This window comes from Photobacterium sp. NCIMB 13483 (assembly GCF_003025475.1).
GTDB lineage: Bacteria > Pseudomonadota > Gammaproteobacteria > Enterobacterales > Vibrionaceae > Photobacterium > Photobacterium piscicola.
The window spans coordinates 81,913-108,418 of record NZ_PYLV01000004.1 but is presented as its reverse complement, the minus strand read 5'-3'; the positions used below and the strand labels follow the sequence as shown (position 1 = coordinate 108,418).

The 26,506-nt window shown below is 36.4% G+C and carries 23 protein-coding genes and 1 pseudogene; 11 read left to right on the top strand and 13 right to left on the bottom strand.

The genetic code is table 11. The annotated features are described in order from the left end of the window. Positions 1-5: 5 nt before the first annotated feature. Positions 6-1,466, bottom strand: coding sequence for a sigma-54 dependent transcriptional regulator (locus C9I86_RS05270; protein WP_080157392.1), 1,461 nt, complete (start codon positions 1,464-1,466; stop codon positions 6-8). A 362-nt stretch (positions 1,467-1,828) separates the two neighbouring features. On the opposite strand from C9I86_RS05270, the gene C9I86_RS05265 reads away from it, so the two are divergent. The 6 genes from C9I86_RS05265 (at position 1,829) to C9I86_RS05240 (ending at position 7,430) form a co-directional block, all read left to right on the top strand. Then, entirely contained in the window at positions 1,829-2,602 is a 774-nt protein-coding gene (locus tag C9I86_RS05265; RefSeq protein ID WP_235865915.1) for a substrate-binding domain-containing protein, read from the top strand. A 162-nt stretch (positions 2,603-2,764) separates the two neighbouring features. Continuing rightward, positions 2,765-3,466, top strand: a complete 702-nt coding sequence (locus C9I86_RS05260; RefSeq protein ID WP_080157390.1) for an ABC transporter permease — start codon at positions 2,765-2,767, stop codon at positions 3,464-3,466. Positions 3,467-3,479: 13 nt separating this feature from the next. Beyond that, positions 3,480-4,193 carry an energy-coupling factor ABC transporter ATP-binding protein gene (locus tag C9I86_RS05255; protein ID WP_107275840.1) on the top strand — a complete coding sequence of 238 codons (714 nt, stop codon included), beginning with the start codon at positions 3,480-3,482 and terminating at the stop codon, positions 4,191-4,193. Then, a complete protein-coding gene (gene mobA / locus C9I86_RS05250) occupies positions 4,180-4,773 on the top strand; it encodes a molybdenum cofactor guanylyltransferase MobA (RefSeq protein ID WP_107275839.1) in 594 nt (197 codons plus the stop codon). The genes C9I86_RS05255 and mobA overlap by 14 nt, the downstream gene beginning before the upstream one ends. Then, a complete protein-coding gene (locus tag C9I86_RS05245) occupies positions 4,760-6,538 on the top strand; it encodes a bifunctional molybdopterin-guanine dinucleotide biosynthesis adaptor protein MobB/molybdopterin molybdotransferase MoeA (RefSeq protein WP_107275838.1) in 1,779 nt (592 codons plus the stop codon). The genes mobA and C9I86_RS05245 overlap by 14 nt, the downstream gene beginning before the upstream one ends. A 175-nt stretch (positions 6,539-6,713) precedes the next feature. After that, positions 6,714-7,430: a DUF3581 domain-containing protein gene (locus C9I86_RS05240; RefSeq protein WP_080157385.1), complete on the top strand. Its 717-nt coding sequence runs from the start codon at positions 6,714-6,716 to the stop codon at positions 7,428-7,430. A 95-nt stretch (positions 7,431-7,525) separates the two neighbouring features. Here the strand turns inward: C9I86_RS05240 and C9I86_RS05235 are convergent, their stop codons facing one another. The 3 genes from C9I86_RS05235 to nagE form a co-directional block, all read right to left on the bottom strand. Next, positions 7,526-8,869 carry a HAMP domain-containing sensor histidine kinase gene (locus C9I86_RS05235; RefSeq protein WP_107275837.1) on the bottom strand — a complete coding sequence of 448 codons (1,344 nt, stop codon included), beginning with the start codon at positions 8,867-8,869 and terminating at the stop codon, positions 7,526-7,528. Then, positions 8,850-9,530: a response regulator transcription factor gene (locus tag C9I86_RS05230; protein ID WP_080157382.1), complete on the bottom strand. Its 681-nt coding sequence runs from the start codon at positions 9,528-9,530 to the stop codon at positions 8,850-8,852. The genes C9I86_RS05235 and C9I86_RS05230 overlap by 20 nt, the downstream gene beginning before the upstream one ends. A gap of 184 nt (positions 9,531-9,714) precedes the next feature. Continuing rightward, positions 9,715-11,097 carry an N-acetylglucosamine-specific PTS transporter subunit IIBC gene (gene nagE, locus C9I86_RS05225; RefSeq protein ID WP_107275836.1) on the bottom strand — a complete coding sequence of 461 codons (1,383 nt, stop codon included), beginning with the start codon at positions 11,095-11,097 and terminating at the stop codon, positions 9,715-9,717. Positions 11,098-11,549: 452 nt separating this feature from the next. Here nagE and C9I86_RS05220 point away from each other — a divergent pair, with 452 nt between their 5' ends. Next, positions 11,550-12,272 (top strand): phosphatase PAP2 family protein, encoded by a 723-nt coding sequence (locus tag C9I86_RS05220; protein ID WP_107275835.1) that lies wholly within the window; start codon positions 11,550-11,552, stop codon positions 12,270-12,272. A gap of 77 nt (positions 12,273-12,349) precedes the next feature. Here C9I86_RS05220 and C9I86_RS05215 read toward each other — a convergent pair whose 3' ends face one another. Continuing rightward, complete coding sequence (locus C9I86_RS05215; RefSeq protein ID WP_080157378.1) at positions 12,350-12,712, bottom strand: transcriptional regulator; 363 nt, start codon at positions 12,710-12,712, stop codon at positions 12,350-12,352. A gap of 662 nt (positions 12,713-13,374) precedes the next feature. Here C9I86_RS05215 and C9I86_RS05210 point away from each other — a divergent pair. After that, positions 13,375-13,836, top strand: coding sequence for a DUF411 domain-containing protein (locus C9I86_RS05210; protein ID WP_107275834.1), 462 nt, complete (start codon positions 13,375-13,377; stop codon positions 13,834-13,836). A 115-nt stretch (positions 13,837-13,951) separates the two neighbouring features. On the opposite strand, the gene C9I86_RS05205 is transcribed toward C9I86_RS05210, so the two are convergent. Both C9I86_RS05205 and C9I86_RS05200 read right to left on the bottom strand, forming a co-directional pair. Then, complete coding sequence (locus C9I86_RS05205) at positions 13,952-14,911, bottom strand: hypothetical protein (RefSeq protein ID WP_107275833.1); 960 nt, start codon at positions 14,909-14,911, stop codon at positions 13,952-13,954. A 65-nt stretch (positions 14,912-14,976) separates the two neighbouring features. Next, positions 14,977-15,405, bottom strand: a complete 429-nt coding sequence (locus C9I86_RS05200; RefSeq protein WP_080157375.1) for a MarR family winged helix-turn-helix transcriptional regulator — start codon at positions 15,403-15,405, stop codon at positions 14,977-14,979. A 107-nt stretch (positions 15,406-15,512) separates the two neighbouring features. On the opposite strand from C9I86_RS05200, the gene C9I86_RS05195 reads away from it, so the two are divergent. Further along, complete coding sequence (locus C9I86_RS05195; protein ID WP_107275832.1) at positions 15,513-15,815, top strand: DUF3861 domain-containing protein; 303 nt, start codon at positions 15,513-15,515, stop codon at positions 15,813-15,815. 182 nt (positions 15,816-15,997) lie between these two features. Continuing rightward, positions 15,998-16,378 (top strand): DUF4156 domain-containing protein, encoded by a 381-nt coding sequence (locus tag C9I86_RS05190; protein WP_080157371.1) that lies wholly within the window; start codon positions 15,998-16,000, stop codon positions 16,376-16,378. Between the two features lie 86 nt (positions 16,379-16,464). On the opposite strand, the gene yghU is transcribed toward C9I86_RS05190, so the two are convergent. Together yghU and C9I86_RS05180 are read right to left on the bottom strand one after the other, a co-directional pair. Further along, positions 16,465-17,322, bottom strand: a complete 858-nt coding sequence (gene yghU / locus C9I86_RS05185) for a glutathione-dependent disulfide-bond oxidoreductase (protein ID WP_107275831.1) — start codon at positions 17,320-17,322, stop codon at positions 16,465-16,467. A gap of 50 nt (positions 17,323-17,372) precedes the next feature. After that, a complete protein-coding gene (locus C9I86_RS05180) occupies positions 17,373-18,047 on the bottom strand; it encodes a haloacid dehalogenase type II (RefSeq protein WP_107275830.1) in 675 nt (224 codons plus the stop codon). A 257-nt stretch (positions 18,048-18,304) separates the two neighbouring features. Here C9I86_RS05180 and C9I86_RS05175 point away from each other — a divergent pair. Further along, positions 18,305-19,499 (top strand): annotated as a pseudogene (locus C9I86_RS05175) (IS3 family transposase). Between the two features lie 538 nt (positions 19,500-20,037). On the opposite strand, the gene C9I86_RS05170 reads toward C9I86_RS05175, so the two are convergent. The 4 genes from C9I86_RS05170 to C9I86_RS05155 all read right to left on the bottom strand — a co-directional run bounded on the left by C9I86_RS05170 (position 20,038) and on the right by C9I86_RS05155 (position 26,400). After that, a complete protein-coding gene (locus tag C9I86_RS05170) occupies positions 20,038-22,659 on the bottom strand; it encodes a phage tail protein (RefSeq protein WP_107275829.1) in 2,622 nt (873 codons plus the stop codon). Positions 22,660-23,142: 483 nt separating this feature from the next. Continuing rightward, on the bottom strand, positions 23,143-24,213 hold the full coding sequence (locus tag C9I86_RS05165; RefSeq protein WP_107275828.1) for a glycosyltransferase: 1,071 nt from the start codon (positions 24,211-24,213) through the stop codon (positions 23,143-23,145). Continuing rightward, the gene (locus tag C9I86_RS05160) at positions 24,210-25,322 is read right to left on the bottom strand and encodes a glycosyltransferase (RefSeq protein ID WP_241956848.1); all 1,113 of its coding nucleotides are present in this window, start codon (positions 25,320-25,322) and stop codon (positions 24,210-24,212) included. Before C9I86_RS05160 ends, C9I86_RS05165 begins: the two co-directional genes overlap by 4 nt. Further along, positions 25,312-26,400 carry a glycosyltransferase family 4 protein gene (locus C9I86_RS05155; protein WP_107275827.1) on the bottom strand — a complete coding sequence of 363 codons (1,089 nt, stop codon included), beginning with the start codon at positions 26,398-26,400 and terminating at the stop codon, positions 25,312-25,314. Before C9I86_RS05155 ends, C9I86_RS05160 begins: the two co-directional genes overlap by 11 nt. Positions 26,401-26,506: the final 106 nt, after the last annotated feature.

Here is a 26,506-nt window from a genome sequence, read left to right as displayed (position 1 = left end):
TAATTTCATTGTAATTCTTCTGTCCATTCTTTGTATTTGCGCTCTAATGTTTTTCTTGCCACGCCGAGCTGGCGAGCTGCTGCTGATTTATTACCATCACTGGCATCAACAACTTGCATAATATGTGCTTTTTCAACTTCTTTTAATGTCCATGTAACGGGATAACAATATTGATCTTCTCCGTCCTCATGGCATTGACAGGGTCGTTGCGGATGAGCGCTATTAAGTTCAAGCTCTTCTCCCGTCACCCCTTGCTCATTTGTAATAGCAACAGGTAATGCATCACCTTGTAATTCACGCCAATAATCAGCAGGCGGCTTACCCAATAAAATACACCGTTCCATCATATTTCGAAGTTCACGAATATTGCCGGGCCATGAATAGGCTTGCATTGCTAAAATATCTTCATGAGTCCAACTGATGGCTTTCATACCCAAGTCTTTTGATAGCTGTAGCGTAAAATGATGGGTTAATGACGGAATATCTTCCACACGTTCACGTAATGATGGCAAATCAATAGTTAAAACATTTAATCGATAATATAAATCTCGACGAAAACGGCCTTCTTCTACCTCAAGCTTCAAATTACGGTTTGTTGCAGCAACGATACGAACATCAATTTGAATTTCTCGCTCAGAGCCAACAGGACGAATGGCTTTTTGCTCTAGTGCACGTAACAATGATGACTGCATTGCTAATGGCATTTCACCGATTTCATCTAGAAACAATGTGCCATTATTAGCGACACGAAACAGACCTTCGCGGCTTTTTTTTGCGCCAGTAAATGCACCGGAGACATGACCAAACAGCTCACTTTCTAAAAGTTCAGGCGCAATAGCACCACAGTTAATAGGTACAAAAGGTCCAGTACGCTTACTTAACTGGTGTAATGCGCGAGCGACCAATTCTTTACCCGTCCCCGACTCACCTTCGACTAAAACCGCAGCAATCGATGGTGCAACTTGGGCAATCAGTTTTTTCATTTGTTGTGTAGCAGGCGCATCACCAATGATATTGACGGGATAACTACGCTCAACGTCACGTTGCAATGCGAAATTTTGGCGTTCCACTAATCGACGTTCAATACAACGATTAACCGACTGCATCATTTGATCAAGATTGAAGGGTTTTAGAATAAAGTCAGACGCACCAGCACGTAGGGCTTGAATTGCCATTTCTAAATCAGCATAACCGGTCATAAAAATCACATCACTACGACGGGTTGTCGGATCAAACGCTTCATGCCATTCAATACCAGAACGGCCGGGTAAGTTAATATCAACAATTAACAAATCAAAATGGCAGCGTTTACGAATTTCTTCAGCTTCTTCAATACTTCCTGCGGTATCTACTTGAGCAAATTTTTTACTTAACGCTTTCTTTAAAATCGTGCGCATTCCTGGTTCATCATCAACCACTAATACAGAAACTGCGGTCCAAGATGAAGACAAACTAAAATCAGACATAGATACCGAGACATTTTAACCAAACCAAAATTTGCGACATTTTGTCTCACTATGAATCATTAAGTCAAAATTGTTTTATCATTCGGTATAATTTCGGTTACCTTTAACCTATTTTAAGTAATATATGATACCAAAATCACATAACCAGTCCTTTTTATCAACATTAAAAAGATGGCACTTTATTTGCTTATAGCTGACCTACGCAATTTATTTCGATGATCTGGGTCATTTTGGCGCATATCTCGTTAGCAAAGTTTCGTGACTTACTATCTCAACATTTTTTAATGTAACCCAATCGATCAGGAACGTTGATGAACTTATTAAAAACAACTTTAGTTATTCTTGGCTGCGCATCGGCAACGATGGCTTATGCAACCACAGAAACAGCAATGAATAAGACTGTGCGCCTAGCAACGACCACCAGCACTTATCATTCTGGGTTGCTAGATTATTTACTGCCTGTATTTACTAAAGACACTGGTTATACCGTCGAAGTGTTAGCTGCTGGCACAGGAAAAGCATTACGCATGGGTGAACACGGTGATGTTGATTTAGTCATGACGCATGCACCACAATCAGAAGCACAGTTTGTTGAAAAAGGCTTTGGTGTATTACCACGTAAATTAATGTACAACGATTTTGTTTTAGTTGGGCCCAAAAGTGATCCAGCTGAAATTAAAGGTGATAAAAATGTTGCTGATGCACTAAAAGCGATTGCCACTGATAACGCCACCTTTATTTCTCGTGGTGATGATTCAGGTACAAACAAAAAAGAGCTGAACATTTGGGCTCAAACAAAAATGGAGCCTAACTTTGGTGGCTATAAAGCAGTCGGTCAAGGTATGGGACCAACGCTAAACATGGCATCAGAATTACAAGCCTACACCTTAACAGATCGTGGCACATGGTTAGCGTATGAAACCAAGCTTGATCTTGAAATCATGGTTGAAGGTGATAAACGCCTCTTTAACCCTTACCAAGTGATTTTAATCAACCCTAGCCGCTACCCTGATCTTAACTACCAAGGTGCGAAAACATTCAGTGATTGGCTAGTTAATCCTAAAGCACAAAAACTGATCAATAACTACCAGCGTCATGGTAAACAATTATTCGTTGCAGATGCACAAACGCAATAAAAGATAACATTCTAATTTAATGTGACATTTCGCTGGTGGTTGTTTATTTAGCTCATTAACTATAATGAGCTCACAGTTATAACATAACGTTTTAGACTTACTGTTAATAACGTGAATGATAGCTCCATCGGCGTATTTTTTTAGGTTAAAAGAAACACTACCATGAATATTTGGCAGACAACGCAACAAGCGACCCAACTTCTTTTTAGCGGCGATAGCGCACTTTGGGGCATTGTGGGCGTGTCATTTTCTGTGTCTCTTTTTGCCATTGCCTTAGTGATTATTCCCTCACTATTGATTGCATTTGCTTTAGCTTACGGTAAATTCCCTGGCCGCTGGTTAACCCTTTCGTTAATGAACACACTACAATCAGTGCCAACGGTAGTGATTGGTTTACTGCTTTACATGTTGCTCTCTCGTGCTGGCCCTTTAGGTGACTGGCAAATGCTGTTTACTCAAAAAGCGATGATTTTAGGTCAAGTGCTGATTTGTTTTCCATTACTTATTTCGATGATGCATGCCGCATTTCAAAACAGTGATCGACGTGCATGGGAAACAGCACTCACTTTGGGCGCTAGCTATCCTCGTGCTTTACTCAGCTTAATGTGGGAAAGTCGATTTCCATTGCTTGCCGCTATTATTGCTTCTTTTAGCCGCGTTATCACTGAAGTCGGTTGTTCGATGATGGTGGGTGGCAATATTTTAAATTCCACTCGAAATATTCCAACTGCCATTGCACTTGAAAGCTCAAAAGGTGCATTTGCTCAAGGGGTCGCACTAGGAATGGTGTTACTTATTTTAGCCTTAGGTCTAAACTTTATTTTATCTATCGCGCGTGGCAAAGCCCATTTGCGAACTAACTAAGCGAGGTCTTCTTATGATTCATGCTTCTATTCAGGCACTCGACCTCTCTGTTCGTTTTAAAAGCCGATTGCTGTTTCACATTCCTCAACTAAATTTAGCCCCCAAAGATGCCATTTATTTAACCGGCGATAATGGTGTCGGTAAAACAACCTTATTGAAAGTTTTAGCTGGCCTACAAAAACCTACAACAGGCAGCGTTAATATTCATCAGCATACTTTTTTAAAACGTCTCTTTAGCGGATGCTATGAAGGGAGTATTATCTACTTACATCAAACACCGTATATGTTTGATGCAACAGTATTTAACAATGTATGCTATGGACTAAGGTTTGCGATTAAAGATCGCCAAAAACGTCGAAATGAAGCCATTAATGCACTACGCATGGTCGGCCTTGAAACCTTAGCTGATGAACATGTCTCTGTATTGTCTGGTGGTGAACGTCAACGCGTCGCAATGGCACGCGCATGGGTACTTAAACCTAGCGTATTATTAATGGATGAATCCAGTGCCAGCATGGATCAAGAATCCATCAATCGCCAAGTTATTTTAGCGGAAGATTTATTGTCACGTGGCACCAGTTTAGTGATCACTAGCCACCAACAAAATGCACTTACCGCACTTTGTCGCCGTCAATGGACAATCAATGACACCCAATTAATTGAACGAGCCGATCTCCAACTCGTTACAGATATCAAAAACAATAAGGATAATTATGCCTACGCCTGAACAAACCCATTGGGTCATTTTAGCGGGTGGCCAAGCCAGCCGTATGGGAGGCAACGATAAAGGCCTGATTGAACTTGCAGGTCAACCCTTTATTCAACATGTTATTGATACACTGACCCCCCAAACATCTCATATCAGCATTAATGCTAACCGTAATCAGAATATCTACAGCCAATATGGTGATGTGTTTGGTGATAGCATTGAAAACTATCCCGGCCCGCTCGGTGGCATGCATGCAGCTTTACACCACATTGATAACGATTGGATTGGTTTTGTACCTTGCGATTGCCCGCAACTACCCCATGATTTAGTTTCTCGAATGGCAGCAGCATGTCAGTCTGATACTGATATAGCAGTTGCACATAATGGTGATTACATTCAGCCTGTTGTTACTCTACTGCATCGCCGTATTTTACCTAAGCTAGAAGCTTTTTTAGCTAATGGCGATCGCAAGATCATTTTACTATATCGTCAATGTAATATGATCACCGTTGATTTTAGTGATCAAACAGATGCTTTTATTAATCTCAACACCCCTGATGAATTATCACAATTTGGAGCACGCCATGACTCAAATTAACGCATCAGTGCCATTATTAGGCTTTGCTGCATTCAGTGGTACTGGAAAAACGACCCTTATTGAAGCGATGTTACCTAACTTAGTTGAACAAGGTCTGCGCATCGCTGTAATCAAGCATGCTCACCATGATTTTGATCTTGATGAACCAGGCAAAGATAGCTACCGATTACGCAAAGCAGGTGCAAGCCAAATGCTTATCTCCTCGCGTTACCGCCGCGCATTGATCACTGAAACACCAACAACGGAAGCAACCTTAGCGTATTTAATTCGCCAATTAGATCAAACCCAACTCGATCTTATTTTAGTGGAAGGTTTTAAAAACCTTGATTTCCCTAAAATTGAATTACACCGTCAAGCGATCAATAAACCGTGGTTATTTCAAAATGATAATAATATTATTGCCGTTGCGAGTGATATCAAAGCCGATACAAGCTTGCCGCAAATAAGTATTGATGATATCGAACAATTAACCAATTTTGTGGTTAAATACAGTTCAAAATCACAACAACAATCAATAAAAACAGCCAGTTGCGATGAAGTTCAACCACAAGGTATGTTATCGGTTGAGCAAGGTCGTCAGCGTATTCTTGCGCAAATAAAGACCATTGATAACCCACTGACCGTTGAGCTTAAACACGCACTGGGTCATATCGTACATACTGATATTCTCTCACCCGTGAATGTGCCACAACATACTAATTCCGCGATGGATGGTTACGCTATTCGTGGTGCAGATATTGATCTCAATAGCTATACCGTTGTCGGTCAAGTGCTTGCTGGGCATCATTATCCACACCCGCTACAAGCAGGTGAAGCAGTACGTATCATGACAGGCGCCCCCGTACCTCAAGCTGCTGATACCGTGATTATGCGTGAACAAGCACACCAAGATGGTGACACTGTCACGTTCAATCTTGCTATGGGTGCCATTAAAGCAGGTCAAAATGTCCGTTTAGCGGGTGAAGATCTTGCCATTGATCAAGTTGCGGTCGCAAAAGGACAAACCATCACAGCACCAGAACTTGGCATGATCGCATCACTTGGGCTCAATGAAATAACCATTAATACTCCTCTTCGTGTCGCTATTTTCTCAACCGGTGATGAAGTACAAGCTCCCGGTGAAGCACAACGACAAAACTGTATTTATGATTCCAACCGTTATAGCCTATTTGCCCTGTTAACTCATCTAGGTTGTGAGGTGGTTGATTTAGGTATTATTGAAGACAGTGAAGCCACACTTGAAGCAACATTAAATCAAGCCAGCCAACAAGCAGATATGATTCTATCCTCTGGTGGTGTTTCTGTTGGTGATGCTGATTACATCAAAACGGTATTGGATAAACTTGGGCAAATTAACTTTTGGCGTATTAATATGCGCCCAGGACGTCCACTCGCCTTTGGTCATATTAATGACATTCCATTCTTTGGGTTACCGGGAAATCCTGTCGCTGTTATGGTGACATTCTTACAATTTATTGAGCCAGCAATTCGCAAACAACAAGGCTATCAAGATTGGCAGCCACAAACATATACCGCTATTGCAGCAGAACCTCTGCGATCTCGTATTGGCCGTACTGAATATTTGCGTGGTTATTATAATTGGGATGCCAATGGTCGCCTTTCAGTGAAAACAATAGGATCACAAGGCTCTGGTATTTTACGTTCAATGAGTGAGGCTAATTGCCTAATAGAAATTCCACCACAGCAAGAATATGCCAATATTGGTGATAAAGTCACCGTAATACCACTTGATATACGTCTATAGCACATTCAACCTTATGAAGCCCTCGCACGTTTGCAGAGGCTTTTTTATTCCCGCTATTATTAGTATGTATTTTATCAATATATGTATTTACATTAATATCATCTGGCTAGACCATTAAAGTGATATTTATGTTGTAGAATAGCGCCAGTCTTATTTTTAGGTATTATAAGTAAACATGTTTTTAGATTCATATTATTCAGATAACAGCGGTGAATTATCTTTTACTCGTGCACAAGCAAGTCATTTTGCAAAACGCGTAGCCGGTGACTTTAACCCTATTCACGATGAAGATAACAAGCGTTTTTGTGTACCTGGCGATCTGCTATTTTCGGTTCTGCTAGCAAATGTTGGCCTTAGCCAAAAAATGCGCTTCGAATTTGCAGGCATGATCAATGAATCAAGCTGCCTACTTATAGATATAAAATCCCCTACAGAGCTCTCAGTTATCGACTGTAAGGGCAAAGTATACATGGATGTCACACGCAGTGGCGAAACCACAAAAGATGAAGTGTTAATTTCACAAGTCACTAAAAACTATGTGCAATTTTCAGGAATGAACTTTCCTCACATCATGGTTCCATTGATGAAATCTAAAGACATCATGATCAACCCAACACGCCCATTGGTGATCTATGAATGTATGGAACTTGATTTCACTCGCTTAGACCTTACAGCGCCCACTGTTGAGCTAACCAACTCTATTATTGAAGTAGAAGGCAAACGTGGCAATGTTACTCTTCATTTCTGTTTTAAAGAAAATGGTGAAATTGTAGGTACAGGCAGTAAACGTATGGTAATGAGTGGCTTAAAACCTTATTGCCAAGACGGTATTGATGATTTAGTGTCACGCTTTAATGAACGCAAAGACAAATTTAACGCGATTAACAGTTAATAAGTAATCAGTCTCATTGATTATTCAAGAATGTATTGCTAAGAAAAAGCCCAATCGACTATCGATTGGGCTTTTTTGATGTTAACGATCTTTAATTATACTTCATCAATCTTTGCTGCTAATTCAGACGCGAGAGGTAAATACAGTCGTGATCGCAATCCTGGATTATTATCACTGAAAACTAACTCACCATTATGACGAATAACCACAGCTTCAACTAACGACAGTCCCAACCCAAATCCTTGATGAGTTCGACTACGATCAGCACGGAACATGGGTTCACGAATACGTTGTTTGTCTTCATCAGATACTCCCATGCCATTATCAATCACAACCACACCAAAATGGTCAACAATCACATCAATCTCACCCTGTTCTGGCGTGTATTTAATTGAATTTTCAACTAAATTATAAACGGCTCTAAATAATAAACTTGGTTCACCTTGTAAACGGTATGGTTGATCTTCTCTAAAGCTCAGTCGTTGTTGCTTTTCATCTGAAATGGGTAATAAAAACTCAACCACATCTCGACAAACTTGAGACAAATCGACCCATTCTTTATCAATATGCTGCTTACCACTGTTTAAATTAGCAATTTCAAGCATACCATTAAACATACTTAACAAGACTTCCAAATCATCATGACATGCTTCTAATTCTTTGGTATGTGGCACCGTATTTTGTGTCAGTAATCGTTCTAAGCGCAGCTTCATTCGAGCAATAGGGGTACGTAAATCATGCGCCATACCGACCGACAATGCTTTTAGCGATGTTTCTTTTTTCTCTACTTGCTCAATCATAAAATTAAGGTGCATTGCTAGCACATCAAATTCATCATCATTAGAACTAACCGGTAACTTAACCCCTTTTTCACCCAATATAACGCGGTTCATTCCCTGATTAACTCGTGCTAATTTTTTTAAAATAACCACCGCAAATAATGAAGCTCCAGCCAACATAAGAATCACAGGCACCGCTATACCAGAAAGTAACATCGGAATAACAGTTTGTCGGTACGATTGCATAAATTGAGGATTAATTTTTATGACTAATTCCATTCCTAAAGGCAACGGTATCACCTGAGATAATTGCGATGTTTTACTACCATGACCAAAGATAAAAGACGCTGTTGGATAAATTAATAATTCTTTGTTAATACGCTTTGTTGGCTGTATGACGTAGCTAAATGTCGTATTACTTAGTTTACGTTGCGCTATCGTTCGATATAGTGCACCACTGTCACCTTTATTAACTATCATCGAAAACAAATTAGCTTCATTAACTAAATCACGTTTTAATTGCTGGTGGTAAAACGTTTCAGAACTAACCACTACCTGATTGATAAATAGAATAAATATAAAAGCGACACAGGTAATAAAATACATCAACACTTTAAAAATAGTTGATCGCGACAGGTTTTCAGACCCGGCGTAAGACATAACCAGCCCCTCGAACAGTATGGATGAGACTCGGCTCTCCTTCTTGTTCTAACTTTTTACGCAAATTAGCAATATGCACATCAATAACATTGGTTTTTGGATCAAAATGGTAGCTCCAAACTGATTCAAATAGACTCATACGAGAGACAACACTTTCGACATGTTCCATTAAATATTGCAGTAACAAGAACTCTTTTTGCTGTAAATTAATCAGCCGAGAACCACGCCATACACGATGTGATTTAATATCTAATCGTAAATCATCATAGCTATATTCAGACGACACCGTCGCAGCAACGAGTTGATTACGTTTAACAAGAATATTGGCACGAGCAACAAGCTCAGCTAAAGCAAAAGGCTTCGTCAGATAATCATCACTTCCCGACGTTAAACCGACAACGCGATCTTCAACGCTATCCATTGCACTTAATATCATCACAGGCGTATGGTTTTCCGTTGCTCTTAACGCTCCTAACACTTTCAAGCCATCTAATTGCGGTAACATACGGTCTAAAATAATCAGCTGGTATTCACAACTTGTTGCCATCATTAAACCTTGATGACCATCCTCAGCTTCGTCTACTACAAATCCATGCTCGCGTAATCCTCTCGCAACAAATTCTCGAGTAGTAAGATCATCTTCAATTATTAATATTTTCATTTCATGCCTAAACCTAGATCTAATCACTTATTCATGCTTTGTTCGTAACGCGCCAGTATTATACACAGTCCACTTCTATTTTTTAGCTATAAAAAAACGGCCTACCAGAGGTAGACCGTTTAACGCGACCATAGGGGGAAGTTATGAAATCGCGAAGACTGTATTTTACTTAACTAATGATGACTTAAAGTGCTTTCATTTGGTTAGCAATAATTTCAGCTTGTGGACCTAAGATAACTTGAAGGTTATTTGAACCTACGTTAACCACGCCCTTAGCGCCTAACTGTTTAAGTTTTGCATCATTGATGATTGAGCGGTCAACGATACCTAGACGAAGACGAGTGATACAAGCAGAGATATCGGTTAGGTTATCTTTACCACCTAGCGCTTCTAGGTATTGTTCTGCTAAATCAGCCTTGCTATCTGAAGTTGGGTTTGAATCTTCTTCTGGTGCATCTTCACGACCTGGTGTTTTAAGATTGAACATCTTAATCGCACCAACAAAGATCACGAAGTAAAGCGCACCAACCACTAGACCCATTGGGATAATTTCCCATGAATTATGCGCTGCTGGAGCGTTAAAGTTCAGGATGTAGTCAATCAAGCCAGATGAGAAGCTAAACGCCATGTGGATATTAAGCATTGATGCAACAACAATACTAAGACCCATTAAGATAGCGTGAACAACATATAAGCCAGGTGCTAGGAACATGAACATGAATTCGATTGGTTCAGTGATACCAGTTAAGAATGCAGTTAATGCCACACTCAATAACATACCACCAACAACTTTCTTGTTCTCTTTCTTAGCCGTTACATAGAAAGCCAATGCCGCACTTGGAAGGCCGAACATTACTACTGGGAAGAAACCACTTAGAATACGTCCCGCAGATGGATCACCCGCAAAGAAGCGTGAGATTTCACCCGTAACCACTTGACCCGTTGTAGGATCAGTGTAATTACCGAATACAAACCAAACCATACTGTTAAGAATGTGGTGTAGACCAAGTGGAATCAATAGACGGTTAGCAACACCGTATACGAACTCGCCAGGTACGCCACTGGTTAGGATCCATTGACCTAAGTGGTTAATACCACCTTGGATTGGAGGCCATACTACACTGAATGCAAAAGCAAGAATCAATGCAACTAAACCAGTAATGATAGGAACAAAACGTTTACCACCAAAGAAACCTAAGAACTCTGGCAATTTGATTGCATGGAAACGGTTGTATAACAGGCCTGCACACACACCAATAATGATACCACCCGCAACACCTGGGTCGACATCAGCATTAAGTGTCTTAATCGCAGCCATCATAATGAAATAACCAACCGCTGCCGCAATTGCTGCTGCCGCTGAGTTATCTTTTGAGAAACCACCCGCAACACCCATTGCAAATAGAAGTGCTAAGTTGGTGAAAACCGCCTGACCACCTGCTGCAATAAAAGGTATATTTAATAGATCGGGTTGTCCAATACGCAATAAAATACCAGCAATAGGCAATACTGCGATTGGAAACATTATCGCGTTTCCGAGCTTTTGGAAATGTCCAAGAATACTCATTCCCTTCTCCATATCATTACATCAAAATTAATAAACAACATATGTCGTTTAAGCATGTGCTAACCATACAGTAGTTAGCTAAACTTAGTTTAAGATAAACATTAAGTTTTCTTAATGTTGGCGCATTTTCACGTGACAACCTTCACAGATTAAGAAAGAACACTAAAATACACTCAGTAAATTTACAAAATTAACATTACAGCAACAGCTATAATTGTAAAATTTATGAGGGTGATTTATTATATTATTGTGTAAAAGACAAGAAACATGAACCTTACCTGACAAATAAGTATAGAAGTTGTTATTCAACGATTTTCTTAATGACATTTTGTACAATTTGTGCGAAAAAGACAGCCGTTTTAAATCATGAAAAAATGTCAATTTTATGACACTCGACCGCTTTTTTTATGGCTTACTTAATTATTATTAAATGACAAGATTGAACTCTCTCCATGATGACTTTTATATCTAAAAAATTACCTAATTTTTTTGCATTAGGTTTATTTGCTATATTACTCTTTATCGCCATTCATATTTTCCCGATACCGGCATTCACTACACCTGTCAGCAATCCAGCAGGCATCTCATTTGCATTACTTACTGATAGTGCAGGCAGTCCATTCTTCCTTATTACTGCAGCATTACTGTGCTTATCACCTGTTTTTATGCGGTTACCAAAGAAAACAATCACTAAAGTATGGATTCAATTTGGTATTTTATTAGTATTAAGTTTTGTCACTAAAACAGTATTAAAACACGAAACGGCGATTCCTCGCCCTTACAGCTATGAATTACAACGCCTACATTTAGTGGAATCTCCTGAAGCATTCTACGCATTAGATACAGCCGCTAAAGATAATGTTGTAAAAGAAGCCTCTGCTTATGTAAGTTCTTGGCGTTTACGTAGCTGGGAAGGTGAAACAAACTACTCTTTCCCTTCAGGCCATACTATTTTTGCTGCTATCTGTGTTTTATTCTGGGGTGGTTTCTTTATTCGCCGAGGTAAATATCTTTTAGCAGGAGGGTTAATTGTCTGGGCAACAGGTGTGGGTATTAGCCGTTTATGGTTAGGAATGCACTTCCCTTCTGATGTCATGGGCTCAATACTTGCCGCGACGGTACTTTATTTCTTTGTTCCTGAGTGGGATGAAAACGCGAAGAAAAGTAAAAAATAATAGTCAAGTAACTACCATTTAAAAAGGCTCATCGCATTATGCTATGAGCCTTTTTTTATAGAATAAATAACGCTATATCATGCATCACTAATGCTAGGCTTATGTTCATACTCAACAACAAGTTGATTACCAACATACGTTACCTTCTTTATTTCACCATCAAATATAAAAGTATTCTTAACAATAGAGTTTGCTAACGATCCTTTTTGTACCGCTTCACGTAACGAAGGAAGTATTAAAACAGGATCAATATTTAAAATGCCACAAAAATCATTAACAAACTGATGTTGAATAACAGCATCCCCTCGCAGAATGTCTGAAAATTCAAGTTGCGTTAACTCTAGCTTTTTAGCCATTTCAATTTGAGTTATACGCATTTTTGCTTTATAGCTCATCCATGTATCGTGCAAAACTCGACGATCTTTTTCAGTATATTGCATTTTCTTTCCTAAAAGCGCTTTCAATACATTAAATAAACCCAACGTTATTCATCACACTGCGCAAGGGTGAATTTAAACGAATTGATTTTTTTCATCCATAAATTAGCTGTAAGAATATGTGTCAGCCATTCATACAAGCAATATAATATAGATATATTTAATACTTTATTACAAGTTATTCGTTGTCGAATTGCGTATTAAACCTATAATGCACAAAAATCATAGAAGGATAATAAAACTAAAAATGCTACGTTCTTGGTTATATTTTATTGTACATAGTGTGCTAATCATCACTGTATTCACCAATACAGCGTATGCACACATGACACCAATGACGCATTGTAGTGAGATAGAAATAGCTAGCTGTTGTGATAATACAAAGGTTGTAACCCTCTCACTTATCGCTAATTGCAGCGATGACTGTAATGATAGTGATTGTTCATCACAGCATCAGCCAGCATTGCTCTCTAACTTTAGTTTTCAATCTCTCCATAGTACCGAAATACTCATAAGTGCTTTGTGTCACTCTCCTCGTTATTATCATGAGCCCTTGCTAAAACCGCCAATGGCGTAAGTATTTTCTCCACGAACACCACGTTACTTACTTCATTAATTACCGCCATATCGTACTGGCGTGCATCGCGTTATTTAGGAATATCATTATGATCATCAAACAAACTTTATTAGCTTGTGCTCTTTTTGTTTCAGCAACAACAGTTGCAGCAACTACACCAACAACATCACCAATAATCAAAGGCACGAATTACTTATCTCCCTACTGTGGCTGCTGTAAAGAGTGGGTCGCACATATGAAAGATAATGGCTTTGAGTTAGAAAACGTTTACCAAGAAAACCTCACGCCAACAAAAATTAGACTGGGTGTTATGCCTGAATACGCATCTTGTCATACAGCTCAAATTGAAGGATATACCTTTGAAGGTCATATTCCTGCTGCTGATATCAAGCGCTTTTTAGCGAGCAAGCCAACACGAATGAAAGGCCTAGCAGTAGGTGGAATGCCTGTAGGATCACCAGGCATGGAATATGGCGATCAAAAAGACAGTTATAATGTGGTCGCTTTTGATGATAAAGGTCGAACAATGGTATGGGCTAAATACAATTAATCATATGCATCTATTACCTTTCCATTAAACAGCAATAGTAAAATAAAAAAAGCCCGTTGACCTTGTTTACACTTAAAAGAATTAACACATCAACGGGCTTATTTATTGATTTCGTTTACTGAAATAAGGCTCGATTAGGATCATCATTTTCTGCCCATAATGGATCTAATTCGCGTTTTTCAAAGTAAATTTGCAAGCCATTAAAATAAGTAAAAGCTGTCAACTCTGAATCTTTACCAAAATGTTCAAAAAATACGTCTTCGTGATCCGCTAACTCGACTAGCGTTTGAATACCCCGCTCTAATGCCCATTGAATCGCAGGAGGTGCAATAATAGTCCGATATAGCATCAATTGTTTAATATCAGCCAATGCGATTTTACGTCGTTCTTGCACCGCACGGTGTGACACCTGCGCATTCGCCTGCTCTTCTGCCAATAACGCTCGTAGGCTAGCTAAGCTTGATTCTCGTTCTGCTGTCGAATAGCCATAAGTCGTTTTACAAAAACGTAAGGCATAAGTCATTTTTTCACGCCCCACCAACTCAATTACTTGCTCAAGGTAAGGCTGTGGAATCGCATACAACGCAGCTAACTGAGTTACAGCATGGTTTAAGCTAGTATAGATAATGCCATCATATTCAAATTGAAATGTTGTCGTCACATCATAGCAAGGCAAGCCATCAATATTAATTGCCCATCCCGCGTAATTGACCCGATCTTTAGCAATTTCAAACATTTTCCAGCCACTAAGACGGAAACCTTCTAGAGCTTTACCATCCATTTCTGATGATTCAAGTTCTTCTTTGGTCCAATTAACACCAATTTGAAGATGCTTATGGTATTTCTTATGCAGTTGTTGTTTCACTTTGTCGCGCAATAAATCTAAGCTACTGACCTTTACCGCGTTAGCAAAAGCAAAACACTCTTGGCAACACGGCAACATAATCGGTAAGGATTGATTATCATAATTTGGAACAGCCATAAAAGCATGGCTATCGAAATACGGTTCACCGCAAAACCAGCAGGTATGACGGTAATCAAAAGGCACATCAATATTATGGTATGAAGAAGTCATTTATCTGCTATTTGTAAGTTAAAGTACGTTGAGTATTATGCAAAGACTGATCCCCAACAACAAGGTTATTTATGACGAAGATTATCCGTCATTTTATCGGCTAACTGTTGAAAAACAGCTATCTCATCAGAGCTAATATGCTCTGTTATTTTTTCTTGCATTGCATTATCAATCACAGCCAACTTTTCAACAATTTCCATACCACGCTCGGTAACACATAAATACGAACTGCGCTTGTCTGTTGGATTCGCTATTTTAGTAATAAATTCTTTTTCTATTAATGTGTTAACTAAACGAGTGATTTGTGCTTTATCGCGTTCTAACATTGTTGCTATATCAATAGCAGTACAGGGTGTCATTTTGTTAATGATCTTAATCACTCGAACATGCATCGGCGTCACACCGAGATCAAGTTGTTCAATCTGTTCATGCAATTGACGCTTTAACGCATGTACCAATTGAAATAAGTTATCTAGCATTTTGTTATTAACCATTACATTTCCTGCGCGCCCATAAATATATAGTTGACAATATCAACCAAAATGCAATATAGTTGACATTATCAATCATATTTCGTTTTATTTCAAATAAGAATCCAATTATGTCTAATAAAAAAAACTATCGAATTACCATTGAAGAAGTAGAATCTCAATCAACTATCGCCCAAACCATGCAGTTTGAATTTCAAGATAGAGAAGATCTGTTTAAGATAGTTAAAAACTTAGAGAAAGGCAGTAAATTAGATGCAATACAAGCAACAAGAGTTGGTGTTGCTCTGCGATTATTAGGTCCGGTTATGATGATGAATCATAAACACCCGCTTTTTGCTGACTTTATGCCTCATTTTAAAACATTTATGCAGTCACTTAAAAATACCGTTAAACAATCATTAATTGATAAGTAATTTCATCGGGTTAAACCCCCTTCTGTACAAGCTAAAAATATCAATACCGAGACTAAGTTGCGCATAATATTAAACGACTCATTAATTAATGTTGTCGCGATCTGAATATTGGTTTTATTTACTTGCTAATGATCTTTTTTTAAATACACTCGCGCGACATTTATTTTGTCCGTGATCCTTACATGAAAAAACTAATGGTTAGCTCAATGTTAGCCTCAACACTGTTATTAAGTGGCTGTGTCACTTTTCCTACGACAGAATCAGCCAAAGTTGGTGTCATTTGGGATGATACAAAAGCAATTGAAAACTGTGAGCGCTTAGGTATTGTATATGGCTCAGAAGGCCATTTTTATGACTATTGGTTCCATGCTGACAAAGACATGGTATGGGGAGCAATAAACCAAATGCGCATTAAGGCGGCAGCATTAGGTGCAAATACCGTGTATCTCTATCAACCACTAGATTTTTCTAGTTCTGTGACTATGTTTGCTAATGCCTATCTATGCCAGCAACCAAAAACCGCCTCTGCCACCAAACTTGAAGTAATGCCTGACTCTAAATAACACCATAACGGTTTTTGGTTTCGCATTCTTGTGCCAAATTGTGAATTTAGGACAGCCATTATTTTTAATGACTGCCCTAATATTAACTAAGGCTTCTGTGATAACACTTCTGTAATATCTTGAGCGTCATGACGCTCAGGCAATTGTTCCCACACTTCACCCCAGGTACGATTTACAATCCGCCCTCTTTGTACCGCAGGACGATTAAGTATCATTGTTGCCCAGCGTTGAACATGGACATAACTTGCCACATCAAGAAACTCACTCGCACTGTAAAGGTGGCCTAACACTAAATTGCCATACCATGGCCACATTGCGATATCGGCAATACTGTATTCATCACCGACGATATACTGATGAGATGCAAGTTGTTTGTCTAACACATCTAATTGACGTTTTACTTCCATAGTAAAACGATTAATTGGGTATTCTAGCTTTTCTGGTGCATAGGCATAAAAATGACCAAAACCCCCACCAAGATAAGGCGCAGAACCTTGTAACCAAAATAGCCAATTCATTACTTGTGTACGATCATTTATTGATTTAGGCAATAATAGATCAAATTTTTCAGCTAAATAAAATAAGATTGAACCCGATTCAAAAACATTAACCGCTTGGCCTTGTGAATGATCCACTAATGCTGGAATTTTAGAGTTCGGGTTAATAGCAACAAAGCCAGAAGAGAATTGATCACCTTCAGAAATATTAATCAAATGCGCATCATAATCAGCATCATATTTACCCGCCGCTAACAACTCTTCAAGCATGATCGTTATTTTTTGTCCGTTGGGTGTCCCCATAGAATAAAGCTGCAATGGATGCTTACCTATCGGTAATGCCTTATCATGTGTAGCACCTGACACGGGACGATTGATCTGTGCCCATTGACCACCATTATTATTATCAAATTGCCATTGTTTAGGTGGAATGTATTGATTGGTCATGTTAACTCCTAACAATTGTTATTTGTTTACTAATAGTCGAGTTGATTACGTTATTGTTTATCTGCAATGATCATATCAATAAGATCCATCATTGAATTTGAATACATTTTTGGTTTTAAATACAACGGATTATACGGTATACCAGTTCTATCAATATAAGCTGCATTCAAGCCTGCTGATAAAGCGCCATGTGTATCCCAGTCATGAGTTGCGACTAAACATAGCAGATCTATCGGTTGTTGTAATTTTTGAGCGGCAAATGCATAAACACGAAGATCCGGCTTAAAACTTCCGGTCTCTTCTACTGAAAGAATGTCATCGAAATAGTCAGTTAATTGTGCGTATTTCATTTGTGTCGCAATGAGCGTTGATGATGAGTTAGATAAAGCGACAACTTTAAACCCATGTTGACGTAACCGACTAAGCGCAGGTTTTATATCAGAATAAGCTGATAAATTTGAAAAAGCACCAAGTAATTCGGTTCGCTGACCTTCTGTTAATTGAATCTTATAATTAGCAGCAACCGTATCAAGAGTAATACGGGCTAGCTCTGCAAAATTGCTTTTAACTGTTGTCGTAATACAGACCGTAGAAAGATGCAGTAACTTTGAAAACCAGAGAGACAACGCATCTTCGCTACCAAAAACGGCCTTAAATATTGGCTTTAAAGCCCCTAAATTTAAAACCGTTTCATTTATATCAAAAAGTATCACTTTCTTGTTCATATAATTACTCTTTACAATAAGTTAAAACGCATAAACGATATCCTTATCGTAGAGTAACTATACTTAACATTGATAATTCAACTTGTCCAATCTTCTATATACCGATTAATCAGATGATATATTCTATTTATAATAGACCATTGTATTGGCGCGTTAGATGTTAGCCTTACATTTTTTGATTGTTCGATACTTAGGAAAGGTGTAATGGTACATTAAATTTGGCCACCTACTCAGAGGTGATATCATCACCTCATAACATGGATAGGTGACATTATGACAAAGCGTACAAGACGATTATTTAGTGCTGAATTTAAGCTTGAAGCAGCACAATTAGTTCTAGAACAAAATTACTCAGTAACAGAAGCAGCCCAAGCAATGAACGTGGGTAAATCTACGATGGATAAGTGGGTTCGACAGCTTAAAGAGGAGCGCCAAGGAAAAGCTCCCAAAGCATCACCAATGACGCCTGAACAAATTGAAATACGAGAATTAAAAAAGAAGTTAGCGACACTTGAAGAGCATAATGAAATATTAAAAAAAGCCACCGCTCTCTTGATGTCAGACTCATTGAACAATTCTCGTTAATCGGAGAAACTCAAGAAGAGCCACAGTATAACAACGTTATGCAAAGTATTAGGTGTTCATCGTAGTAGCTATAAATATTGGCAGAGACGGCCAAAGTTTATTTCTATTGAATTGATTAAACTTCGTTGTTTAATCAAAGAGGTACATGCAGCTAACAATGGTTCTGCTGGGGCTAGAAGTATTGCCGGTATGGTTACTGCTCAAGGCATCGCCTTGAGCCGATATCGTGCATCTAAGCTAATGAAAGGCCTTAATCTTGTTAGTTGCCAATCGCCGAAACATCGATACCGTAAAGTAAAACAGGAACATATTGCGATTCCTAATCACCTTGATCGTCAATTTGCGGTTACATCACCAAATCAAGTTTGGGTCGGTGATGTGACCTATGTTTGGACTGGAAATCGTTGGATGTATCTTGCTGTAGTTATCGATCTATTTTCAAGAAAACCTGTTGGTTGGGCTATGTCTCTATCGCCTGATAGTCGATTAACAGGTAAAGCACTTCTGATGGCTTATGAATCACGAGATAAACCTAAAGAGGTTATGTTCCACAGCGATCAAGGTAGTCATTATACAAGTCGCTACTATCGACAATTATTATGGCGATGCCAGATTAAACAAAGTTTATCTCGTCGGGGAAATTGTTGGGATAACGCACCAATGGAACGTTTCTTTAGAAGTTTAAAAACAGAATGGGTTCCAAATGTTGGCTATCGTAGTTTTGCTGAAGCAAAACACGAAATCACTCGATATATTATTGGCTATTACAGCCAACTAAGGCCTCACCAATATAATGGCGGATTAACCCCTAATGAATCTGAACGATTATATTGGTTAACCTCTAAAACTGTGGCCAGTATTTGTTGACCACTACAAGGATACTTCTAACATATTCATAATCAATCCTTATTAAATACATCTCTATAACTACACTAATATCCTTAAATATCAGACTATAAAACAAAAAAACTCGACATAATAATGCCGAGTGTTGTTTGAAAGCGCATAAGTACTTTTTGCAACCATCACCCCTTTTTATATTTGATATGAGCACATTTACCCGGTTTTTCTCCTGTTGTTGCCATTATATCTTCTCCATATTAAATCAAGGGTATCTATCAAACCCACTGAATATAATTTCATTATGCACTTAAAAATGACGGCGTTTTACGAAGTTACTCCAAATAATCTTCATAAGAACACTCTGGACAGCCACATCTTTTACCATTGAATAGTGCCCCATTTCACCAATGACAAGTGCTTTAGCTATTAGAATGACAGCTTAATATCTATATTATCCACTAAACCTGTCTTATTCCTATATTTCAGGATCGACAATGCCCACAATCAAAATGATGATCGCGGTATTTCTGCCTAAGAATAAAAAGTGTGGTTAGTTTCTTCTTTATCTATCTGATAATAATTTTTCGCTTAACAGTTCGATTTTTTTCTGTTGTTCTTGAACAACCTTTACAAGCATATATATTAATGGTGTTGATTTATCAGCTAAACAATCTTGAATTTTATTGCCATCAGCTAAAGTTAAATCTCCAATATTATCCACTAAGGAAGGAAATACTTTCTGTAAATCTGATGCTAATAAACCAATTTGTTTATTACCAGTAACCTTAGAATGATAAGTACCTATACGCAGTTTCATAAAATCTGCGGTGTAATCTCTCGCATCGATAAAATTTGTTTTGGTTCTCGGATCTGATATCACACCATAAGATCCAGTTGCATTTAATACCGAACCATCAGCCTCAACTGTATATTTAGTTGTATGGTTACGGTCTTTAACATAAAAAGGTTTATAGTCAGGAAGATCTTCCACCATCCAAACACCATAACCATAACCACCATTAGCTAACTCTGTACTACTAGGTAAAACAATATAACCATATTCAGTACCATTTTGACGATATTCACCGCCTCCCGCCAAATCACCACCAATGAGGATCTCTTTATGACGAAAAGATGCTGAAAAATTAAACTTATAATCAGTAATATCAATGGTTACCGGGCAATTACGCGAATATTGAGTATACCCATTATTATCCATAATATGAGATAACTTTTTCTCATCGTCCCCTTTTTCGACAACATGTTCAATAACGTGCGTTTTAACATCTACAGCGCCGTAAGAGCCAAAAATTTGTTTTCCATATTGAACATTTGGTGAACGAGTTTCATCTATTTCAACATTGCCACCAATAAATTTAACACTATTCCCTAATGTTACCCCCCAACGAGATAAATGTGTAGCTGATTGAAAAATCTCAAAAATCGTATTAGATATTTTTAAAAAATTATCTAATTTACTGTCACAAGAACCAGAAGTAACAAAGTCAATAACTTCTCCACTCATTCCTTCAAAGGCACAGTTTTGCATATATACATCACAGGCTTCAAATTTACCGGCGCTAATACATAAATGGCCTCTAATACCATCTAAAAAAGTTGTAGTGGTTAAATTATCATATGCATATAGAGGTACTTTAAACCAGACAGGATAACTGACATCATAAAAATTAAAGCCAATAGAATGATAATAACTACCCGAAGTACTGCCATTTACAGACGCCGCAGGTTGAAATACAACACAAGAATACCCACCAGAAAATGAAATAGTTGTTGATACATAACAAAATTGTTGAGATCCCCACTCTCCTTGATTCATATCATTAGGAATAAAACCTATATGTAATACATTTCGAAAACTAGATAAAAATGTGCCACAGCCACAAACTCGAGTAAAATTATTAGATGCACGTAGAATTACCATATTATCGGCTTGCGCTCTAATTTTAGTTCCAGCACTTAAAATAAAACAGATAGCTTGTGTTTGTGATTGTCCTTGTGCTGGCGTAAACGGCACATGCCAACCAGTTTGATAACCATCATCTTGTCTTAATACAGCATCAACACCATAGTCATAATCACCTAAAATAATATCACCACCACCTTGTGATTGTATTTTTCGAATAAGTTCATTCATTTCTTTTGATGAACATTGGCGATTTTTTATATAATCAGGTGCATAATATTGACGTATATTAACATTTGTCACCTTCCCTAACTGTCGTAAATCCTGAAAACTACCATCTGAATTTATATGACAAAGGTTATATATTTTATGTTTATAACCATTACTATCTACATAATCATCCACTCGTTGCTTACTTGATTTAAAGTTCAATATGGCTTTTTTTTCACCAAAATCTAACTCTTCATAATAAACATCCATATAAACATATTTATCATTAAAAAAATCAAGCACTTTATCTGCATTTAATTTAATTCTCATGCCATCTAAATATACTGAACCTGATTTTATTTTTACACTCTCTTCATTTTTTGTAACTAAAAAACTATCGTCAACAAACCAATCTTTACCATTTTGATCAATGACCATTTGAGATAAATTATAATCAATTTCATCAATACGCTTTGCTGTATTAAATTGCCAACTTTTAGGATCATTTGTAATATTAGTAATTTTAGCTAATCCTTTATAATCTAAAATAATAGATTGTATTAAAATCCCAGCATTTACTGTTTTTACAGTAACATCAGGATAGTTAACTGCAATAATTGCATCATATTTAGTAGAATATAAACCCACCCAATTAAATACAAAACCACCAATATTATTAGAAAGTATTGACGTAAATATTACAGAATTATCATTAATACGCGCTTGTTCAGTAACATCAGCACGATAAACTATTTCATCATCATTAATGTTTTCATTTTCATTAGGAAAATCACTTCGATATGGTTTATAACCAAATATAATTTTATCGCATATTATTATATTACCATTGTCTCTTAGTTTAGAAAAAATAAGTCTACCACTATCTGTTATAATAACATTAGCTGGATCTTTTTTATTATTCTCTTTTTTCGCAACTACAGTATAAACTTCCCCCGCAGAAGCAGAGCTACCGACCACTACCCCGCCAACCAACATTGATGAATTTTTAATAAATGAACGTCGAGAAAGACTAGAGTTATTTTGTTTCAAGATGATATACCTATTTAGACTAAATAATAATTATATATAAATCACTTTAATCTATATATCAATAATTAAATATAATTTAATGTTATCCAGAGATTTAATGAAGTATAAAATGTAAAAATTCACAACCGAAAATATAAAAAAAGCACATATATTATAAAAATATATGTGCTATGATTTGTCACTGTCTTTTTAAAAAATTAATAATTATAATGTTATAGATCCCATATTTATTTTCACTATTAACACAAGCGTAATAAACACTTCAAAATTAATAACTTACGTATATTTAATTATCATTACAGAGTAAATTCACACAAACTTTTCAATATAAATTTAACACCATAATAATATTCATGCTTATATTGGGTATACTTAAATTAACATCTTAGTTTACAAAGCAAAAAATAACACTTAATAATTATTGCTTACCTTATATTTAAGATCTCTTTCATAAATGAATTTATAATATAAAATGTGTATAAATTAGTTACCCAGAATATATCGTATAAATATAGCGCTCTTATCATTGGCGTCAAAATTATCTTTAGATAATTTCACACATGACTGCGATAATTCTTCAAAACTGTTTTTATCAAATGATGATAGTTGGATGATTTTTTTACTCATAGAAAGATAATCACCATACTCAAAAATAAAACCATTGATGCCATCAGTAACACTATCAATGCAACCTGGTACATTATAACATAAAACAGGTATACCCAGAGCATTTGCTTCCATGACAACAACAGGAAAACCTTCTCTTCGCGATGGTAATATAAGAACATTCATTTTATCAATATACTGCATGATTGGTTGTTTAAAACCATGAAAAAAAACCTGTTCTTTAAATTTATTTTTGAATTTTAAAATATCGTCCCCATTTAATGATGATGGATTAGATGGGTATATATCACCAAAGAAATGAAATTCAAACTCAAATCCTTCTTGATTTAAATTACCTATAATTTTAAATAAATCATCAACACCTTTCTGTCTTATCAATCTACCAACATAACAAATTTTGATTTTATTGTTTAATATCTCATTATTATTTTTTTTATATTTGTCTAATTCAATACCAATACCATTTAAAACCAAATCATCTTTTTTACCGAGCTTAGAATATTCATCTGCATTCATAAACACTCTTTTGGCTGATATTAATGATACAATTTTTTTTATAAAAAAAAGAAACCGACGATTTAACTCACCTAATGTACCTAACCCTTCAACAACTACAGTTACTTTCTTTCTGAAAATAAAAAGCATTGGAGATAATAAAATTGAACAAGCTAAGAAATGTGAGATTATCACATCAGCCCATTGACCTAATTTTAACAATTCTTTATATAAAAAGAACGTACTAAGTCTACCTTTTTTTATCAAAACTAACTCAACGCCAATTTCTTTCAATTTCTCCTCAGATAGATAATCATCAGATACTGAGAGTAATTTAACTTTATGCCCTTTACTAATTAATGATTTAATATAGTTAAATCTAAATAAATAAGCTGTTTTTGTTGAATTATGTAGAATCAATATTTTTTTCATTTGTTTATCTGATATATATCAAGCCATTTTTTTGCAACAGAACGAATTGAATAATTCTCAATAATTCGTTTTCTACCATTTTTAGTTATATTAATTAATTCATCTGATGGTAACTTTAATATATTAAGCATGCCTTCAGCAAAAGCTTTAAAATCCTTAGGTGGTACTAAACATCCATATTCACCAAGAACTTCTTTTACGCCACCACAATCAGTAGCAACGACAGGGCGTTCAACTAATAAAGCTTCACCAACAACTAAACCAAATCCTTCATATTCAGATGCTAAAACAAAACAATCAGCAGCAGATAACCATTTTTCAACATCATATTGAATCCCAAGAAATATTACATAATTATCCAAGCCAAGCTTCGTCGTTAACTGTTTTAATTCGAACTCAAGATAACCTGAACCAATGATAGCTAATTTTACTTTTTTATTATTTTTAATTTCATGTTCAACAACTAAAGAAAATGCATTAAGCAAATTAGGGTAATCTTTTTCTGGCTGTAAACGACCTATAGCTAAATATAAAATATCATCTCTATCTAATTTTAATAAATTCCTTTTTTCTTCACGTGATTTCGCTGAAAAAACAAACTTATCAATGTTTAACCCATTACCAATCGCAATCATTTTCCCTGGCTTTACCGCCCCCATTTGAACAAAAGCATCAACAGCCGCATCACTTACATTTGTTGTCAAATCAGCCAAAAAATCAGTGACTTTATAAGCGAGCATTCTCCATTTCCCCCCTTCATTCGTACTATGCGCTGTACAAATCAATAATGGTATTTTACAGAACAACCTTAAAATACGAGCAAATAAGTTAGCATGAACCATATGGCTATGGATAACATCAGGATTAAATTTTTTTAATATTGAACGACATAATATTAAAGATTTAATTACTCCAATTGGCGTCTTTTTCATATGAAGTTCAATAATTTCAACTTCTTCTGACTTAGGTTTTACAATACTATCTCCTGTTAATGAAATAATCATTATATTATTTCCAATAGATTGTAGTTCATCAGCTAAATCACAAACTTGCCGTTCGGCGCCACCCATTCCAAGCCCAGTCACAATAAAACAAATTTTATTTTTCATTATTTAATAACTTCACCCATAAATTTACAATAGATTCAATAGAAAATTCTGAACGACATTTAGTAATTGCCGCTTGGCTATATTTTGCATACTCTAAATCACTATCAAAAGTTGCAAATGCGGTTAACATTTTGTCCGCTAATGCAGTAATCTCACCATCTTTAGCTAACCAACCAAAAGATGAATCAATGATATCCTTAGGTCCTGTCTTACAATCAAATGACACTAAAGGTAAACCAGATGAAATCGCTTCTAACAAAACCATAGGTAACCCTTCAAAACGGGAACTCATCACATAAATATCTGCTTGTTGATATTGTTCACTCATATTACTTACATGAGAAACCCACTCGATATGATTATTTAATCCTAATTTTTCAGCCTGATTTTTTAAAGCATCATGTTCTTCACCACTACCGACAATGCGTAATTTCCAATCTTGTCGCTGCTTAATGACTAAAGACCAAGCATCTAATAAATAATCAAAACCTTTTTGATACATAAGTCGACCTGCTGATAAAGCTATTTTATTATTAACTTGAATGCGAGGCTCACATAATTTAAAAGGCGAGGGATTAGGAATCGCTGTAATTGTCGCTCTATGTCTAGTATTTTCTAACCAAAAGGTTTTATCCGTTTCCGTTAGAGTTATAATATCATCACATGCAAAAGCAGCTAATTTCCTTGCATAGCCTCTAATTTTCAATCCTAAATCAACATGAAAATTAAAATGTTCCCAACATATATTTCTCACATCAATACCAACACATGCAGGCACAGAATATAAAGACAGCATAGATTCAACATTAATTAAAACATCAACATCATTTTTCTTTATATAGGATCTAAGTTTTATTATCACTTTATGATAATGCTTTTTAAAAGATAATTTAACCGGAAATAATGTATCTTTTTGAATTGCTTTATTAACATAAAAAAACGGATTATCTCCATCATGTAAGCTTAGAAACTTAATATTATATCCATAATGAGAAAGTTCATTGGCAATAATTGTTGATACCCTTTCTGTACCACCAAAACCATTGAGTGAACCAACAAAAAAAACTACATTTTTCATAATTAATTCTTATATTATAACTATCGAACTATTGCTTGTTATAAAAACAATAGGAATTTTAATAAAATACATTATCAATATATTTTTTAACATTACCATTTAATAA